The following is a 17706-nucleotide window of genomic DNA, read 5'->3' on the forward strand; positions in this document are numbered from 1 at the left end:
CTTACTCCCTAGCTTTCAGTACGCCCACGAGATCCAGCGCATCGATACGCCGGCGCACGATCAGCGCCGACACCAGCGATGCACCGAGGACCACAAGGCTCGCGATTGCAAATGTCGATGAATTGATGACGAAGGGAATGCGGAAGAGATCGCTGGAAATCCCCTCCACCACCAGCTTCGAGAAAAGATAGCCGAGCAGCCATCCGAGGGGCTGGGCAGCGAGAACGACCACGGCAAGCTCGGTCAGAAGCACACCAGACACTTCCGCCGGCGTAAAGCCGAGCACCCGCAGGCTCGCAAGCTCACGCGCTCGCTCGGAAAGCTGGATCCGCGCCGAATTATAGACCAGCCCGAAAGCGACGATGACGGCGAGCGTCGTATAGACGACCTGCATCGTCGATATGTTCTGCTCGACCGTTGCCCGGAAGCGGTCGCGCGACAGTCCGATCAGCATGGCAAAGGCAATGGCCGGCGTCTGCTTGAGTTCCGCATAGAGCGCCTCCTTCTGCGCCATGTCGAGGGATACCCGCACGCCGGTAATCCGCCGCCCGTCGCCGATCAGCCGGTCGAGCGCGTCGATGCGCATGTAGGCGTCCGTGCCGACAAGGCTCTGCGCGATACCGGTTACCGGCACCATAATGCGCCGGTGGTCCTTCTCGACCAGTTCCACCTCCACCATATCGCCAACCCGCGCGCCGAGCATGTCGGCCACCCGACCTATCAAAAGAAGGCCATGGGCCGGGGGCGAAATCGGCTGCATGTTCGCATCCATGATCCGACCGAGGTCGGCATCCTCTCCGATGCCGAAAATCGTCAGGTCCTTCTCCCGCGAGCCATTGCGCAGCTTAACGGCAAGCGCCCGGAAAGGCTCGGCCCGCATCACGCCGGGCAGATGCCGAACGGCGTCGAGTGCGGCCACCGACCGGTCCTGATCGAAGAACAGGCTGGCATCCTGCCGTTCCATGCGGAAAAATATCTCGTTGACCATGTACTCAACGGAATCGGAAGAAAACATCGAGACCACCAGCAGGGCCACGGAAAAGGCGCTGCCGAGCGAGGTGAGAAACGCCCTGAAAGGCGTGCGGACGATCTGTCTGAAGGCCATGATCGTCAGCTGAGAGACGAGCGGCACACCGCGCGGACGCCTTGAAAACAGCGAACGAAACCGAAGCGGCGCAGGCGGCTGCATGGCAACGGCGGCCGGCAGCGTGATCACCGACCAGATCGCCCGGATGGCGCCGGCAAAAGCCGCTACAATGCAAACACTGCCCGAGATGAGATAGAGGTCGGGGCTCTCCCGGAAAATCAGGAAGGGAAAGGAAAAGAAGCGGGCATAGAGCTGGGTCAACCCACGTCCCGTCCAGTTGCCGGCGGCAAAGCCGATCGTCACGCCGATCAGCGCGATCACGATCGTAAGCTTTAGATAGTGCCAGGCGACCTCGGTCTCGCGGTAGCCGAGCGCTTTCAAGAGCCCGATCTGTTCCCGCTCCAGAGCGATCAGCCGCGTCAGGATCATGTTGACGAGGAAGACCGAGACGAACAGAAAGATCGGCGGGATGATCGCCGCCATCGCCCGAAGCTGGTCGAGTTCGTTTTCGATGAAGGTATGGGAGATCTGATCCTTGCGCGGAAAGGCTCCACGCCCGCCGTATCGGTCTAGCAGGTCGTCGAGCTTTGCCCGCACGTCTTGGAGGTTGGCGCCGCGCAGAGTCGTCAGCGCTGCATTGTTGAAGGCGTCGTCCATGTCGAAGATGCCCTCGAGCGCATCGCGCGACATGTAGAACACGCCGAAGCGGCGCGGATCGGGCACCATGTCGCCCGGCCCGATCGTATAGATGTATTCCGGCGACAGCACGATGCCCGTTACCGTCAGTTCCTGCTTGCGGCCGTTCATGATTGCGGAAAAGCGGCTTCCTTCCGTCAGGCGATGCGCCTTGGCGAAGCTTTCCAGCACCGCCACCTCCTGCGGCCGTCCGGGTTCCGGCAACCGGCCGCTGCGAATATAGAGCCGGTTGACCGCCGGCTGGCCATGTTCCGGCAGGGATACCGCGACCCCGGTCGCCGGCTCCGCCATACCCTCCATGTCAAGGAGCACGTATTCCACGATCCTGAGTTCGGCGCTGCCGATGCCGTTAATTGCAAGGACCCGGTCCCGCAGGTGCAAGGGCGCGCGGTTCGCCTCCACGAACAGGTTGGCGAAGCGATAACGGTCATAGAAGACGCGCCGCGTCTCTTCCAGTGAGCGATAGGAACCCACGGCAATGATGATGGTCGTCACCCCGCAGGCCATCACCAACGCGACCGCCAACACCTGCGCCCAGAGCCGGATGACATCGCGATAGAGCTTCCGGTTGAGCATGGACATGGCTACCAACTCACCGAGGATGGTTGCAGCCGGACCGCGTTCGTCGCCGCCTCCTCGATCCGCCCGTCGCGGAAGGAGAAGACGCGGTGCGCGATCTGGCGAATGGCGGCATTGTGGGTGATGATCGCCATCGTCGTGTCGAATTCCGCGTTGACACGGCAGAGAACCTCCAGCACCAGAATGCCGGTCTTGGAATCGAGCGCGCCTGTCGGCTCGTCGCAGAACAGCACCTCCGGTCGCTTGACGATGGCGCGGGCGATCGCCACGCGCTGCTGCTCGCCACCCGAAAGCTGCGCAGGGAAATGATCCATGCGCTCCTTGAGACCAACCATCGCAAGGGCCTCTCCCGCATCCATGGGATTGCGGGCGATCTCCGTCACCAGCGCCACGTTTTCGTAGGCCGTGAGACTGGGAATGAGATTGTAGAACTGGAAGACAAAGCCGACATGATCGCGCCGGTATCGCGTCAGCTGCCTTTCCGTGTGCTCGGTGAGTTCGTGGTCGGCAAAGCGCACCCGGCCGGAAGTCGCCCGGTCGAGCCCTCCCATGATATTGAGCAGCGTAGACTTGCCACTGCCGGAAGGCCCGAGCATCACCGCCATCTCGCCGCGCTCCAGCGTCAGGTCGACGCCGCACAAAGCCTGTACCTCGACATCGCCGGTGCGATAGGACTTGGTAACGTCCTTGACCTCGAAAAGCGCTTCGCTCATTTCCCACCATGATTGAACAGGGAAAGGCTATCCGAACAGCAAGGCACAGGCTTTGACCATTGTCAAAGCCGGCGAAAGCTCCAACTCGGCCGCTCCCGCCTAGAAGGTGATCACGTGCCGGATCACCTTGGCCTCGTGCAGCAGGTCGAAGGCCTCGTTGATGCCCTCAAGCGGACCGGTCGATGACAGGAGCCGGTTCACCGGCAGTTTCCCGGCCTGATAAAGCGCAATGAAGCGCGGAATATCCCGCACCGGCACGCAGCTTCCCATATAGCTGCCGCGCACCACCCGCTCATCCGCCACCAGCCCGACTGCAGGAATGGAAAACTGGGCAGTAGGCGGCGCAAGCCCGGCGCTGGCGGTCACCCCTCCCCGCCGTGTGATCTTGTAGGCCGTTTCGAATGCGCGCGCCGAGCCGGCCATTTCCACCGCATGATCGACGCCGCCGCGGGTCGCCTCGCGGACCTTCTCCACGATGTCGGGATCGCCGGCAAGGAAGGTATCGGTCGCCCCGATTTCACGCGCCTTGTCGAGCTTTTCCTGCGCCAGATCGATGGCGACGACGCGTGTCGCGCCCGAGGCCACCGCCCCGAGAACGGCGGCAAGCCCGACGCCACCCAGACCGACGATGGCCACGCTCTGGCCCGGCTGAACCCTACATGTATTGACGATCGCCCCGACGCCGGTGAGCACCGCGCAGCCGAACAGCGCCATTTCCGCCATCGGCAGTTCCGCCTCGACCTTGACCGCCGAATAACGGGAAACGACCGCATATTCCGCAAAGCCGGAAACCCCGAGATGATGGTAGAGCGGCACCTCCTCGCAGGAAAGCCGCGAGCCGCCGCCGAGCAATTCCCCCTTGCCATTCGCCTCGGCGCCGGGAATGCAGAGCGCCGAACGCCCTTCCGCGCAAGGCAGGCAATGCCCGCAGGATGGCAGGAAGGTCGTCACCACCCGGTCGCCGGGCCGGATGTCGTGCACCCCGCTTCCAACCGCCTCCACCGTTCCCGCCGCCTCATGCCCGAGCACCATCGGCGTCGGCCGCGGCCGGTCGCCGTTGATGACCGAAAGATCGGAGTGGCAGAGCCCTGCCGCCCCGATTCGCACCAGCAGTTCCTCCGGCCCCGGCCCCGCAAGTTCCACCGTCTCGATGGAAAGCGGCCGCGACACCGAAAACGGCGGTTTGACCGGCGATTGCCTTAAAATGGCAGCTCTGACCTTCATGAATGCAGTCCTCCTGTTATCTCCCGTCCCAAGACATAACAGGAAAGGCAGGCTTTGCGTCTACCCCGGCTTAAAGGCAGCCTTCCCGCGTGTGCGGGGGAACATACCTCGACGTCTCTTCCTTAAATGGATATTCTACCGTTGCCGGTCCTTCGGCTAGTTTGTCATCCGAAGGTTTTGCAGGGGCGGTGTCTGTCCTAGCGCTCCTGCCGGTATCATTCTCCATTTTGCATACGACACTTCCCGCGCGTGGGGGAAACACCAGGCACGCAGAGAGCCGTTCGGATCGATGCCCGGTTCGTCCTCGCGTATGCGGGGAACACTCTTCCTGGAAGCCAGTGAAATCATTCACGAATTCCCTCGCGCCAAAGTCTACCGATTTTTTGAGCCCGGAAAAGCGGTATTTTCAGGCCATGACGACACCCGGTCACGACCCGGAAAACTCAGCCTCCGACGCCCGGCGCCTCGTGGCCGGTACGAGCGACATATTCGGTATAGCCGCCGTCATAGCGGTGAACGCCCTCGTCGGAGAGTTCCAGTACGCGGTTGGACAGCGCGCCCAGAAAATGCCGGTCGTGGCTGACGAAGAGCATGGTGCCCTCGTAATCGGCAAGCGCCTTGATCAGCATTTCCTTGGTGTCGAGGTCGAGGTGGTTGGTCGGCTCGTCGAGAACCAGCAGGTTCGGCGGGTCGAACAGCATGATCGCCATCACCAGCCGCGCCTTCTCGCCGCCCGAGAGCACGCGGCAGCGCTTTTCGATATCGTCGCCGGAAAAGCCGAAGCAGCCGGCGAGCGCGCGAAGCGAACCCTGCCCCGCCTTGGGGAAATTGTGCTCCAGCGTCTCGAAGATAGTCATGTCGCCATCGAGGATATCCATGGCGTGCTGGGCGAAGTATCCCATCTTGACGCTGGCGCCGAGCGTCACCGTGCCCTCGTCCGGCGCGGAATCGCCCGCGACCAGCTTCAGAAGCGTCGACTTGCCGGCGCCGTTGATGCCCATGATGCACCAGCGCTCCTTGCGGCGGACCATGAAATCCAGCCCCTCATAGATCACCCGGTCGCCGTAGCGCTTGTGGACGTTCTTGAGGTTGACGACATCTTCGCCCGAGCGTGGTGCCGGCTGGAACTCGAACGCCACCGTCTGGCGGCGGCGCGGCGGTTCCACGCGCTCGATCTTGTCGAGCTTCTTCACACGGCTCTGCACCTGCGCGGCATGGCTGGCGCGCGCCTTGAAGCGTTCGATGAACTTGATTTCCTTGGCGAGCATCGCCTGCTGACGCTCGAACTGCGCCTGCTGCTGCTTTTCGTTCTGGGCGCGCTGGCCCTCGTAGAATTCGTAGTCGCCGGAATAGCTGTTGAGCGAACCGCCATCGATCTCGATGATCTTGGTGACGATGCGGTTCATGAACTCGCGGTCGTGCGAGGTCATCAGCAAGGCGCCGTCATAGGTTTTCAGGAACTCCTCGAGCCAGATCAGGCTTTCGATGTCCAGATGGTTCGACGGTTCGTCGAGCAGCATCACGTCCGGCCGCATCAAGAGAATGCGCGCCAGCGCCACGCGCATCTTCCAGCCGCCGGAGAGCGCGCCGACATCGCCGTCCATCATCGACTGGCTGAAGGAAAGCCCGGAAAGAACCTCGCGCGCGCGGCCTTCCAGCGCATAGCCGTCCAGCTCCTCGTAGCGCGCCTGCACCTCTCCGTAGCGCTCGATGATGCTGTCCATCTCGTCCATCCGGTCGGGATCGACCATGGCAGCCTCGAGTTCGCGAAGCTCCGCCGCTACTTCGCTGACCGGCCCCGCGCCATTCATCACCTCGGCGACGGCGCTGTGGCCGGACATTTCGCCGACATCCTGGTTGAAGTAACCGATAGTCACACCCTTATCGACGGAAACCTGACCCTCGTCCGGGATCTCCGATCCGGTAATCATGCGGAAAAGCGTCGTCTTGCCGGCACCGTTCGGGCCGACGAGTCCGATCTTCTCGCCCTTGTTGAGCGCGGCGCTCGCCTCGATGAAGAGAAGGCGGTGGCTGTTCTGCTTGCTGATATTCTCGATGCGGATCATGGAAGGGCGGAACCTGCTGGCTGGGTCGTCTGGCGTTCTGGCGTATGCGTGTTTCGGGCGCCCTTATGCCACGGCTTTTTCCCGATGTCGCAGTTTTTCCGTGGGCCCGCACAAGCCGGCGATTGCTGGCGCGTTCCATCGCGGCTAGAACAGCGCCATGCCCTTCAGGTTCGTCCACACCGCCGACATACATCTCGACTCCCCGCTCAAGTCGTTGTCCCTGCGAAACCGCGATCTCGCCGATCTGATCGGCGACGCCACCCGCAAGGCGCTGGTGCGGATTGTCGATCTCTGCCTTGAGGAAAAGGTCGATGCCCTGCTGATCGCCGGCGACCTCTATGACGGCGACCAGACCTCGATGAAGACGGCCCGCTTCCTCGCCTCGCAGATGGAGCGGCTGCATGAGGCGGGCATCCGTGTCTTCAAGATCCGCGGCAATCACGACGCGCTGTCGAAGATCACCCAGCAGCTCGTGCTGCCGCCTTCGGTCAAGGTTTTCGGCACCTCCGCTGAAACGGTCGAGATTGAGGCCGGCGGTCTGTCGGTCGCGATCCATGGCATGAGCTTCGCCAAGCCCCACGCGCCAGATAGCTTATTACCTAAATATCGACCCGCGCTCGTCGGTGCTGCCAATATCGGGCTGATGCATACCAGCCTTGCCGGCGCCATCGGCCACGATCCCTATGCCCCCTGCACTGTCGCCGACCTGCAAGCCTCCGGCTTCGACTACTGGGCGCTCGGCCATATTCACCAGCGCGCCGTTTATCAGGGGCCGCGCACCATCGTCATGCCCGGCATACCGCAAGGGCGCGACATCAACGAAGGCGGCGAAAAATCTGTCTCGCTGGTGACGATATCGGATGATCGCAGCGTCACCGTCGAGGAGCGCCTGACAGGCATCGCCCAGTTTGAAAGGATCGGCGTCGATGTGACCGGCGCTACCGACTGGCGCGAACTCGTCAACCGGCTGGGCGACGCGCTGGAAATCAGGCGCGCCGACACGCGCTCGGAACACCTCGTCGCCCGCCTCAGCCTTTCCGGCGCGACCGAACTTTCCTGGGCCATCCGCCGCGACCTCGATCTCCTGCTGGCGGAAGCCGAACAGCGCGCCGATCGTATCGGCAAGACCTGGATCGACAAGATCGAGCTTGGCGTCACCCCGCCAACAATCAGAACATCTGCCACCGCCGATCCCGTGGTCGAACTGGGAGACCTGATGCGCAGCGACGTGATGGCCGGCCACGGCTTCCGCGAGGAGGTCCGCGAAATGGTCAAGGAACTGCTCGACGACCTGCCGGCGGAAAGCCGCGGCTTTTCCGGCCACAGCGAGGAAGCGCTGGAAGGCTTTATCGACACCCTGATCCGCGAGGGTGGCGAAGACGTGATCGCCCGCCTGAAGAACAGCGGCGAAGGAGACGAATGATGCGGCTCCGGCGTCTCGACCTCACCCGCTACGGCAAGTTCACCGACTTTTCGCTCGATTTCGGCGCGGCTCCCGAAAACGGTCCGGATTTTCACATCGTCTACGGCCTCAACGAAGCCGGAAAGTCGACCGCCTTCAGTGCCTACCTGGACCTGCTGTTCGGCATTCCGGAGCGCAGCCCCTACAACTTCCTCCATGCCTACAATCTCATGCAGGTCGGCGCCGAGCTTGAAATCGACGGCAAGCCCCATGATCTCGTGCGGCTGAAGCAGCGCAACAATGCACTGACCGACAGCCGTGGTCAGGGCATCAACGAAGCCCTGCTCTCGTCGGCGCTCGGCGGCCTCAGCCGTGACTCCTATCGCACCATGTTTTCGCTCGACGACCGGTCGCTGCGGGATGGCGGTGCTGCCATAGTCGAGAGCAAGGGCGACCTTGGTGAACTGCTGTTTTCCGCCAGCGCCGGCCTTGCCGATGCCAGCCGCACGCTTGCAACGATTGCCGAGGAAGCGCAGCAGATCCACAAGAAGCGGGCGCGCAACACCCGCATTGCCGAATTGAAGCGCAGGCTTGCCGAACTCAAGGAGAAGCGCGAGGAAATCGACACCTTCGCCTCCGCCTTCGCCGGGCTCGTCGCAAGCCGCACCCAGGCGGAAAAGGCTTATGACGAAGCGTTGGCCGAGCTTTCCACCGCTCGCACCCGCCACGACGAACTGGCGGCATTGAAACGGGCGCTGCCGCTTGCCGCCGATCTCGCCCGACTCAACGCAGGGCTGGAACGCTTTGCCGGCCTGCCCCGCCCGCCACAGGAATGGACGGCGATGCTGGCCGACCTGATGCGCGATGAAACCCGCCTGCAAACCCAGATTGCCGGCAGCCGCACCGCCCTGTTGAAGCTCGAGGACGAGGTGAATGAAATCGTCATCGACGAGACCCTGCTGCCACTCGCAGGTCGCATCGCCGGTCTCGATGATCTCAAGGCACGCTTCCGCGGCGCGGAAAACGACCTGCCAAAACGTCGGCTTGCGCTTGGCGAACAGAATGCGCTGGTCGCCACCATCCTGAAGACGCTGGGTCAGGCCGGTCAAGACGAGCCCTCCGCCCTGCTCCTTCCCGCCGCCCTCACCGGCACATTGCGTGACCTGATCGAGACGCGTTCCGGCATCGAGGCCACGCGCAAGACGGCCGAACGGGAACACGAAAATGCGGTACGCGCGGTCGAGGAAGTCGAAGGACGATTGGGCGACGAACGACAGGCCGGCCTCGGCCCGAGCGCTCTTCGCCGCCTCGAAACCCTGCTCGACCGGCTGGAAAAGGGCGACCGGCACCTTCGCCTCGCCGCTGAAGAAAAAGAGGCCCGGCGGCTGGACGGCGAGTTCCACGAACAGTCCGCAGCGCTCGCGCCATGGTCGGGCGCCATCGATGAACTGCGCCGCCTCGTGGTTCCCGACCGCCGCCGCATCGAGGCATGGCGAACCGCATCGGGCGAGATCGAGAAACGCATCGCGCGCCATGCCGACCAGCGTCGCGATCTCGAAACCGAACGACGTGAAGTGGCCGCAAGGATCGCCGCCCTGACCGAGACGGGCCAGCCCATCGATGACGAAAGTTCGCTTGCGGCGCGTCAGGCCCGGGAAAAGGCATGGCAGGCCCACCTTGCAGCCCTGAACGCGGAGACCGCCAGCCATTTCGAGACCACGCTCCGGCGCGACGACGCGCTGACCGAAGCTCGCCTTGAACGCTCGGGCGATCTGGCGGAACTGCGCCAGTTGCAGAAACAGGACCGGCTCATCCGCTCCTCCCTGGAACGCGAAGATGAGCTTTTCCGCACAGCCATCGACGAGCGTGACGCACTGCTGAAAGACCTCAAGGCGTCGCTTCCCGCAGAACTGACGCGAGTCGAGGAAGGCTCGGTGGATCGTCTTCTTTCGATCGCCGAAACATGGCTCGAACGTCGCCGGGAATGCCTGTTCACCGCCGAAGCGTTGCAGGAAGTCACCCTGCGCCGCGACGCCCTGCGCGACGAACATACCGCCGACACACAGGCGCTCACCACAGTCTTGGCCGAAGCTCTGGCCGAGACCGACAGGAAACTGGACCCGAACGCCGACCTGCGCCGGCTGCTCGACATCGCCGGCGATCTCGTCGCGGAAGCGCGTACCGGCACCGTCGAGCGCGGCGGCATGGAGCGACGGCTCACCGAACTGCAGGCCGTGCTGAAACAGCGCCGGCAGGCCATGGACGACGCCATCAAGGCGTCCGAAAGCTGGACCGCAAGGTGGCGCGAGAGCCTTGCACGCACTTGGTTCGCCGAAGAAACGGAAATCGCTCCCGTCCGGGCGATCCTCGATGCCCTCACCGAGCTTCCCGCAGCCCTTCGCGAACGCGACCAACTTGCCCAGCGCATCACCCAGATGGAGCGTGACCGGCAAGCCTTCATCGACGAAATCGCCGAACTTCACGACAGCCTAGGACTTTCCTTCGACGCCAATCGCGTGCTCGAAATGACCGAAGATCTTGGTCATCGACTTTCTGAAACCCGTAATGCCCGCGATCTCAGGACGAACCGCGAGCGGGAATTGCAGGAATTGCGCCACGAGGCGGAGCGGCTTGCCGACGCGCTTGCCCTGCACGAAGCCCGCAGGACCGAACTCACCGGCTTTTTCGACGTCGAGACGCTGACCGATGTCAGCCGCCGTATGGAGGACGCCGCAGAACGGCTGCGGCTGGAGCGCCGCGCCGACGAGATCCGCGAACAGATTGCAAGGGACTTGCGGGCTCCCGATTTCGAAACCGCCGAGAAAGTACTCGCCGGCATCGATGAAACCGGGATCGAACGGGAATTCTCCGAACTCACCGAACGCATCGAAAATCTCGGCGAACGGTCCCGCGTGCTGTTTGCCGAACTGACCCGCGCCCGCGACCGGCTGGACGCCGTCGGCGGCGACGATGCCGTGGCGGCCATCGAGGCGGAACGGGCAACCGTGCTGCTCGAAATCGAGGACCTCGCGCTTCGCCACCTGAAGCTCAGGACCGGCGCGCTCGCCGCCGAAAAGGCCCTGATCCTCTACCGCGAAAAGCATCGTTCCTCAATGATGGCGCGCGCGTCGGAAGCCTTCCGACTGGTGACGAAAGGCGAGTATTCCGGCCTTGCCACACGGCCCGAAAAGGATCGCGAAATCCTGATCGGCGTGGCCAAGGACGGCGCTTCGAAACTCTCCGACGCCATGTCGACCGGCACCCGCTACCAGCTCTATCTGGCGCTGCGTTTCGCCGGTTACGAGGAATTCGCAGCCGTGCGCCCCACCGCCACCATCCCCTTCGTCGCCGACGACATCATGGAAACCTTCGACGAGCCCCGCTCCGAGGAAGTCTTCCGCCTGTTCGGCCAGATGGCCGGTCTGGGACAGGTGATCTACCTCACCCACCACCGCCACCTCTGCGACATCGCCCGCGACGTCGTGCCCGGCGTTCGTATTCACGAGCTTTGAGCGGCACGCCTGAACACTGCGGAAGAAGGAGCAGAAACGGGTGGATCGAAACGACGGGGATAGCCTCAAGGCCGGTCACCCGCGCGCACGAAAAAGGCCCCGGCAAGCCGGAGCCCTGACAGCACTCAGGACGGAAAACCTCAGCCGCCGAAGCCGAAGCCTTCCGGAATGTCCTCCAGCTTGATGCCGAACGGCTCGAGGCTGTTGACGATCCAGGTCTGGTTGTTGCCGATCCGGCGGTTGTAATCAGCCCAACCCGAGACGAAGCCCTTGAACACCTGATCCGAATTATAGTTGACTGCGATGACCGAGGGAGCGGCCAGCACGGGGGTCGGAACCTTGAGCTTGCCAAGCGTCGGCGCCTTCTTGGATACGACGAGCCCGTTGAGCATCGTGCTGACCAAACCGTCGGCCTTGCCCGTGGTGGCGGCAACGATGGCTTCGTCACGAGTCTTGAAACGCAGCACATTCGCCTTCGAAAGATACTGCTGGGTCATCAGGTCCTGGGCGGATCCCATGTCGACGGCGAAGGTGTATTTGGGGTCGTTGAGCTCGGTCCATGTCTTACCGGTCAGTTCATCCTTCGGCGAGACGATCACGAAGCTGTTGTAATAGGTCGGAGAGGAGAACTCGATGGCAAGCGCACGCGCCGGCGTCGCAGTCACGGCAAATGCCATGTCCACCTTGCCGCTCTGCACGTCGAGAATGGCATTGGCCCAGCTCGACTCCACGACTTCGAGCTTCACATCCAGCGTCTTGGCGATATCGTTCGCCATGTCGATGACGAAACCCTTCCATTCGCCGGTACGCGGATCCTTGTTGAAGTAAGGAACTTCATTGAGGATGCCCGGAATGCGCAGAACCCCGCGCTGACGGATTTCATCGATCGTGCCGGCATGCGCGGCACCTATCGCCAGCGACAGGGCCACGGCAGCGACACCGCAGATTTTCTTCAGCAAATTCATAATTGATCTCCATGTTCCCCGAGAGTTCTTGCGCGCCGCCGGCAGCCTTCCCGAAAAGCTGGCCTGACCGGAGACGTTGGAGAAAGCGTATCGGACAATCGGGGCCGGACAATGCTAGAGACACGCGGCAGCTTATCGCATTTTTTGTATGTGGCGGCGCGACAATACGCCGTCAGGAAAGGGGCTCCTCGCCGCGCGGGGGATCCAGAACCGTTCCGACGAGTTCGCGCCGACAGTCGTCGAAGAGCTGCTGGACATTCGGATGTTTTTGCAGGAAGCCCGCGTTACCGAAATAGACACGGACCTCCGGCAAACCGGTGATCGGAACACTCGAAATCGTCAGATCCTCGGGTGCGACACACCACGAGGGGATAATCGAGAAGCCCAGCCCCTCCTCCACGCAGCGTTTGACACTCGAGCTTCCGGACGTTGAAATGACGGGCTGGAAGGAGGCGCCGCCGCGGCCGAGAAAGTCGAGCGCAAGGTTGCGAAGGGTCTGGCCGGGTTCATAGGTGATGAAAGGCCTCCCCTCGGCCCATCGCGCAATGTCGTTGGGCGCCGGCGGCGCTCCCCAACCCTTCGGATAGACGAGGCTCAGCCGGTAGGACCCAAGCAGACGCTGGGGCACGACGGGGTCACCGAAATACCGTTCCGAAATACACACGTCGAGAGAACCGTTCTTGACCAGTTCGGCCAGCACGGTGTCGCGTTCGTAGACGGAAAATTCCATGTCGGGAAACTGTTCGCGAAAACGCTTCAGGATGCCCGTGAAGAGATAGTAGAAAATGGCCTGCGGCATGCCCACACGCAATGAGGAACGCTGGTTTTCGATCAGCTTCGTCAGCCTTTCCAGCATGATATCCAGTTCGGGGTGGAGCAGGTTATAGAGCGCCCGCCCGCGTGGCGTGAGCGCTATGCGCTTTGCCCCCTGCTCGGAATCGATGAGCTTTCCCTTCAGGATCTGTTCCAGCCTGCGAACATGGTTTGCCGCCGACTGGTAGGACAGGTTCAACTCCCGCGCCGCGCCGGAAAAGGAGCCGTGGCGGGCGACCTGATAGAAGGTCTGGATGAGGGTAAGGCTGATTTTCGGCATGTCTTTGATCCGGAAGCGGCGGGAAGGCAGTTGAAGCGAACGAACGGCGGATATCAAGCGCCATCAGCGCCACTCCGGATCATCGCGCCCATTCCCCGACAATCTCGATACAAATTTCGTGCAAACGCAAGGCCGTGATCTTGTATCGACGCTGACCGCCTGCCCGCCCCAATATCGGAACCACAACGCAATAATGCTGGTTCCACTCGTGTCTCGAACTTCCTTACCAAGCTCCGTTCTGATCGCCGGCTGCGGCATAGTCGGTGCAGCGACGGCCTTTTTCCTTTCAAGGCGCGGCATCGATGTCACCGTGCTGGATCGCGAAGGGCCGGCCGCCGCAGCGACCGGCGCCGCCGATGGTGCAGTTTCCGTTGCAAGCAAGCGGCCCGGGCCGATGATGATCGCCGCGCTTTCAGGTGTGATGCTTTATCGCGAACTGCTTGCCGAAGGCGTGCTGACGGATCTGTTCAAGCCACGCTCGACCTACATCATCGCCGCGTCCGAAGAGGAATGTGCCGTTCTGGAGGCGCACGCCGCGGCGCTTTCGGGCGAGGGCGTTCAGGTTGAGATGTTCGGCCGGCAGGCACTGCGGGATCATTTTCCCTCTCTCTCACCGGCCGCCCGGATCGGGGTCGAGGTCAAGGGAGACGGACATGCCATCGGTTATCGTATCGTCAACCGCATGCTTTCGGCATTCGGCGTGACCGTTCGGCGAGGAACGGAAGTAACCGGACTTATCGAGGCTGCCGATGGAAGCGTGGCGGGCCTCGCCTCCAACCAGGGCGACTTCCACGCCGAGGCGATCGTCGTTGCCTCTGGCAACGGCACTGCCGACCTTCTCGGCTTCAACGGCATAATGCGCCCCCGCAAAGGCCAATTGCTGGTGACTGAAAGGGCGCCCGCCCTGAACGCCTCCGTGCCCGGCTCAATCATGTCCGGCCGCTATCTTCTGTCCAAGGGGAGCCAGAAGGGCGCGCCAACCCAGGCACGCGGTTATGGGCTGGTCATAGATCCGCTCGTCACCGGACAGTTCCTGATCGGCGGCACCCGCGAAGACACGGATGCCCGACAGACCAACGACCTGGATGCCGTGCGCCATATCCTGACCGACGCCGTCGAACTTGTACCGGACCTGTCGCGGGTAAGGCTGCTGCGCGCCTTCGCCGGCGTGCGCACGGCAGTCATTGACGGCCTTCCCATGGTCGGCCCGGTATCAGGGCGTAAAAACCTTTTCGTCGCAGCCGGTTTCGAAGGAGACGGCATCTGCCTTGGCCCCGTCATGGGCCGGGCGATCGCCGACATGATCTGCGGGAAAAGGCCGGCGCTCGACCTCGCGCCGTTCGAACCGGCCCGCTTCTCGACCCGCGAGGTGGCGGCATGAGCCAGCGCATCTTCTTCTGGCAGGGACAAGAGATCGCTTTCAACGAAGGCGAAAGCATCGCTGCGGCGCTCGCAGCTGCAGGCTTCCTTTCGTATGGCGCCGACATGGCCGGTCGCCAGACTCGATACTTCTGCGGCATCGGCGCCTGCCAGAACTGCCTGATACGCATGGACGGCAAGATCATCGAGGCCTGCCTCACGCCAGCCCGCGCGGGTCTTGTGGTTCAGGATGCGGGAGACGAACATGTCTGACGCTGAAGTTGTCGTCATTGGAGCCGGCCCAGCCGGCCTCGCAGCAGCCGGGGAACTGGCGCGCGCCGGAATTGCAGTCACGCTCGTCGAGCAGCGCGCGACTGCAGGCGGGGCAATTCATCGTCAGCCGGTGGGGGCTGCGAAAGCCATCCCCGTCTCCGCGATAGCACGTCGGCGTTTCGAAACCCTCATGCGGGGCGTGGACACGCCACTCGTCAACCATCGCGTCTCCACGTCCTTCCTTGGTCTCGACGGCGACGGCCTCGTTATCCTCGAAGGTCGTCTCTCGGGGCAGGTCGATGCGATCAAGGCAAAAGCAGTCATTCTCGCCACCGGGGCGGTGGAGAAGATCCGTCCCCTGCCCGGTTGGGAACTACCCGGCGTTTCCACCGCAGGCGGCATGCAGGTCATGCTGAAGGAGACGGGCGCAGCGCCGAAGGGCCGTGTTCTTCTCGCCGGCAACGGCCCACTGCTGATCGCGCTCGCCGCACAGATGATCCGGGCCGGTAATCCACCAATTGCCATTGTCGAGGCAGGAAATCCGTTTTCCGCGCCCGCGACCGCCCTGCGCCTGCTGCCCCATGGTGCGCTGTTGCGCGAAGCGTCAGGCTATATGGCCGACGTGCTGCGTTCGGGCACGCCGTGGAAACGCGGCGCACGGCTATCGAGGATCGAACGGACGCAGAGAGTACTCACGGCAACGATCCGTCATGCCGACGGTCGAGAGGAAAGCATCGAATGCGATCGCATCGCTCTGCATGACGGCATCCGTGAAAACGATATCGGCCTGCCTCCGGCTGCAAGCGATCGGGCGCCTTTCGTCCTCAGGGCTGGGGATTGCCGGCATGCACTTGGCGTCCTGGCCGCCGTCGCCGATGGCGAGCGGGCAGGCGTGGAAGCTACAGGTCTTATCGCCGGCAAACTGGCTGCGCTTGCCCGTTTTCAGAAGAAAATAGTGCGGCAGGAAGCGGCGCAGGCCTTGCTCGCACGGCTCTTCATACCCGTCACGGAGCCGCCACCGCTCGCGGATCTTCCCGGAGAGACCGTTCTTTGCCGTTGCGAAGGTGGAACGGTCGATGACCTCAAGTCACTCCTGAGGATCAAGGACGGGCTTTCCGGGCGGGAAGTCAAACACAACGGCCGCTTTGCCATGGGAAGCTGCCAAGGGCGTTTTTGCGCCGCCAACACGGCGGCACTCATGGCTGAGCTTCGGCCGGATGGCCCAACGCCCACCCAAGGGGATCTTACGGGCCGACGCTGGCCCGTGCGCCCCGTTTCCATCGCGGCGCTCCTCAACGCCGCGTCCGATAAAACGACCAACGATCACGAGGTCCGGTCATGAATAGCCTTAATGCGATCACACCAACGACGACTTCCATCCTCGTCTGCAATCCCTACAACGGTCAGCCGGTCGGCGAGGTTGGCGTATCGTCCGGCGCAGAAATCGTCGCGACTATCGCCCGCGCCAAGAGCGCTCAGGCCGGTTTTCGACGCTCGACACCCGCCGTCCGGCGCGCGCTTCTCAACACGCTGGCCTCGGAGATCGCAGCCGACGCAGACAATCTTGCCCGCATCATCTCATCGGAAATGGGCAAGACGATCCGCGAAGCCCGCAATGAAGTGCGTCGCGCCCAGAACACACTTAAACTCTCAGGCGATGCGGCAACCTTCCTCGACGGCGAAGCACTCCATTGCGGCATCGTGGAAGGCGGCGTCGACAGGCTCGCGACCATCACTTATGAACCGGTCGGCGTCGTCGGTGCGATCACGCCGTTCAACTATCCGCTCAACCTGCTCTGCCACAAGCTCGGTCCGGCTATTGCAGCTGGCAACGCTGTCATCGCCAAACCCTCGCCCAAAGCTCCGCTGGCCGCCGCCCGTCTTGCACAGCTCACGGAAAAGGCCGGCTGGCCGCAGCATCTTTTCCAGGTGGTGCATGGCGCAGCCGACGCCGCACTTTCGCTGGCTCGCGGTCCGATCGATCTCTTGTCCTTTACCGGTGGCCCAACTGCCGGACTTGCCCTGAAGAATGCTTCCGGTCTCGTGCGTTGCCTGATGGAACTCGGCGGCAACGACCCCCTCTTCGTGCTCCCCGACGCAGATCTCGACAAGGCCGTCGCCACCACCATCGGCCACCGCTTTGAAATTGCCGGACAGAGCTGCGCGGCGGTGAAGAAGCTCTATCTGCATCGGGATATCGAAGCGGCTTTCACCGAAAAACTGCTGGCGGCCGTCGACGCGGTCGAATTCGGCGACCCCTCGCTTGACGATACCGACATGGGTCCGGTGATCGACCTGGCTGCGGCAAAGACCGTCGAGGATCGTGTCAACGCCACGCTGTCCACCGGCGAGGCACGGCTCCTGACCGGCGGCACGCGTAACGAAACACTCTACGCCCCGACGGTCATCTCCGGTGTGGCATCGGATGCTCCCGTCATCGCCGACGAGACCTTCGGCCCGATCATCGCCATCCGTTCGTTCACGAACGCGGCGGACGCAATTGCTGAAGTCAACGCCGGCATTTACGGGCTTCAGGCCGGCGTCTTCACAAACGACCATGCGTTGATCCGTCAGTTCTCGCGCGACCTTATCGTCGGTGGCGTGATGATCAACGAGGGGCCGGACTTCCGGGCCGAACATGTTCCCTTCGGCGGCGTCAAGAAGAGTGGCCTCGGTCGGGAAGGCGTACGCATCACGCTCCGTGAAATGTCGGAGCCGAAGGTCGTCATCGACTGAG

The 17706-nt window shown here is 62.9% G+C and carries 12 protein-coding genes; 6 read left to right on the plus strand and 6 right to left on the minus strand.

Going from position 1 to position 17706, the window contains the following annotated elements; genetic code table 11:
• Position 1: 1 nt before the first annotated feature.
• From NBH21_RS08445 to NBH21_RS08460, 4 genes are all read right to left on the minus strand, one after another.
• Positions 2 to 2365, minus strand: coding sequence for an ABC transporter permease (locus NBH21_RS08445; protein ID WP_250915921.1), 2364 nt, complete (start codon positions 2363 to 2365; stop codon positions 2 to 4).
• A 2-nt stretch (positions 2366 to 2367) separates the two neighbouring features.
• Entirely contained in the window at positions 2368 to 3075 is a 708-nt protein-coding gene (locus NBH21_RS08450; protein WP_250915920.1) for an ABC transporter ATP-binding protein, read from the minus strand.
• A 99-nt stretch (positions 3076 to 3174) separates the two neighbouring features.
• Positions 3175 to 4299: a zinc-dependent alcohol dehydrogenase family protein gene (locus tag NBH21_RS08455; protein ID WP_250915919.1), complete on the minus strand. Its 1125-nt coding sequence runs from the start codon at positions 4297 to 4299 to the stop codon at positions 3175 to 3177.
• Positions 4300 to 4742: 443 nt separating this feature from the next.
• Positions 4743 to 6365 (minus strand): ABC-F family ATP-binding cassette domain-containing protein, encoded by a 1623-nt coding sequence (locus tag NBH21_RS08460; RefSeq protein ID WP_250915918.1) that lies wholly within the window; start codon positions 6363 to 6365, stop codon positions 4743 to 4745.
• Positions 6366 to 6522: 157 nt separating this feature from the next.
• Between NBH21_RS08460 and NBH21_RS08465 the strand changes: the two genes are divergently transcribed.
• Positions 6523 to 7788, plus strand: coding sequence for a metallophosphoesterase family protein (locus tag NBH21_RS08465; protein ID WP_250915917.1), 1266 nt, complete (start codon positions 6523 to 6525; stop codon positions 7786 to 7788).
• Entirely contained in the window at positions 7788 to 11279 is a 3492-nt protein-coding gene (locus tag NBH21_RS08470) for an ATP-binding protein (protein WP_250915916.1), read from the plus strand. The genes NBH21_RS08465 and NBH21_RS08470 overlap by 1 nt, the downstream gene beginning before the upstream one ends.
• A gap of 140 nt (positions 11280 to 11419) precedes the next feature.
• Here NBH21_RS08470 and NBH21_RS08475 read toward each other — a convergent pair whose 3' ends face one another.
• Entirely contained in the window at positions 11420 to 12244 is an 825-nt protein-coding gene (locus NBH21_RS08475; RefSeq protein ID WP_250915915.1) for a transporter substrate-binding domain-containing protein, read from the minus strand.
• A gap of 172 nt (positions 12245 to 12416) precedes the next feature.
• The gene (locus NBH21_RS08480; protein ID WP_250915914.1) at positions 12417 to 13337 is read right to left on the minus strand and encodes a LysR family transcriptional regulator; all 921 of its coding nucleotides are present in this window, start codon (positions 13335 to 13337) and stop codon (positions 12417 to 12419) included.
• A gap of 208 nt (positions 13338 to 13545) precedes the next feature.
• On the opposite strand from NBH21_RS08480, the gene NBH21_RS08485 reads away from it, so the two are divergent.
• From NBH21_RS08485 to NBH21_RS08500, 4 genes are read left to right on the plus strand one after another with little or no spacing between them, the layout of a single operon-like run.
• A complete protein-coding gene (locus tag NBH21_RS08485; RefSeq protein WP_250915913.1) occupies positions 13546 to 14718 on the plus strand; it encodes an NAD(P)/FAD-dependent oxidoreductase in 1173 nt (390 codons plus the stop codon).
• Entirely contained in the window at positions 14715 to 14969 is a 255-nt protein-coding gene (locus NBH21_RS08490) for a 2Fe-2S iron-sulfur cluster-binding protein (RefSeq protein WP_250915912.1), read from the plus strand. The genes NBH21_RS08485 and NBH21_RS08490 overlap by 4 nt, the downstream gene beginning before the upstream one ends.
• Positions 14962 to 16311: an FAD-dependent oxidoreductase gene (locus NBH21_RS08495; protein WP_250915911.1), complete on the plus strand. Its 1350-nt coding sequence runs from the start codon at positions 14962 to 14964 to the stop codon at positions 16309 to 16311. Before NBH21_RS08490 ends, NBH21_RS08495 begins: the two co-directional genes overlap by 8 nt.
• Complete coding sequence (locus tag NBH21_RS08500; RefSeq protein ID WP_250915910.1) at positions 16308 to 17705, plus strand: aldehyde dehydrogenase family protein; 1398 nt, start codon at positions 16308 to 16310, stop codon at positions 17703 to 17705. The genes NBH21_RS08495 and NBH21_RS08500 overlap by 4 nt, the downstream gene beginning before the upstream one ends.
• Position 17706: the final 1 nt, after the last annotated feature.

The sequence above is a fragment of the Ciceribacter sichuanensis genome (assembly GCF_024055605.1).
In the GTDB taxonomy this organism is placed as follows: Bacteria; Pseudomonadota; Alphaproteobacteria; order Rhizobiales; family Rhizobiaceae; genus Allorhizobium; species Allorhizobium sichuanense.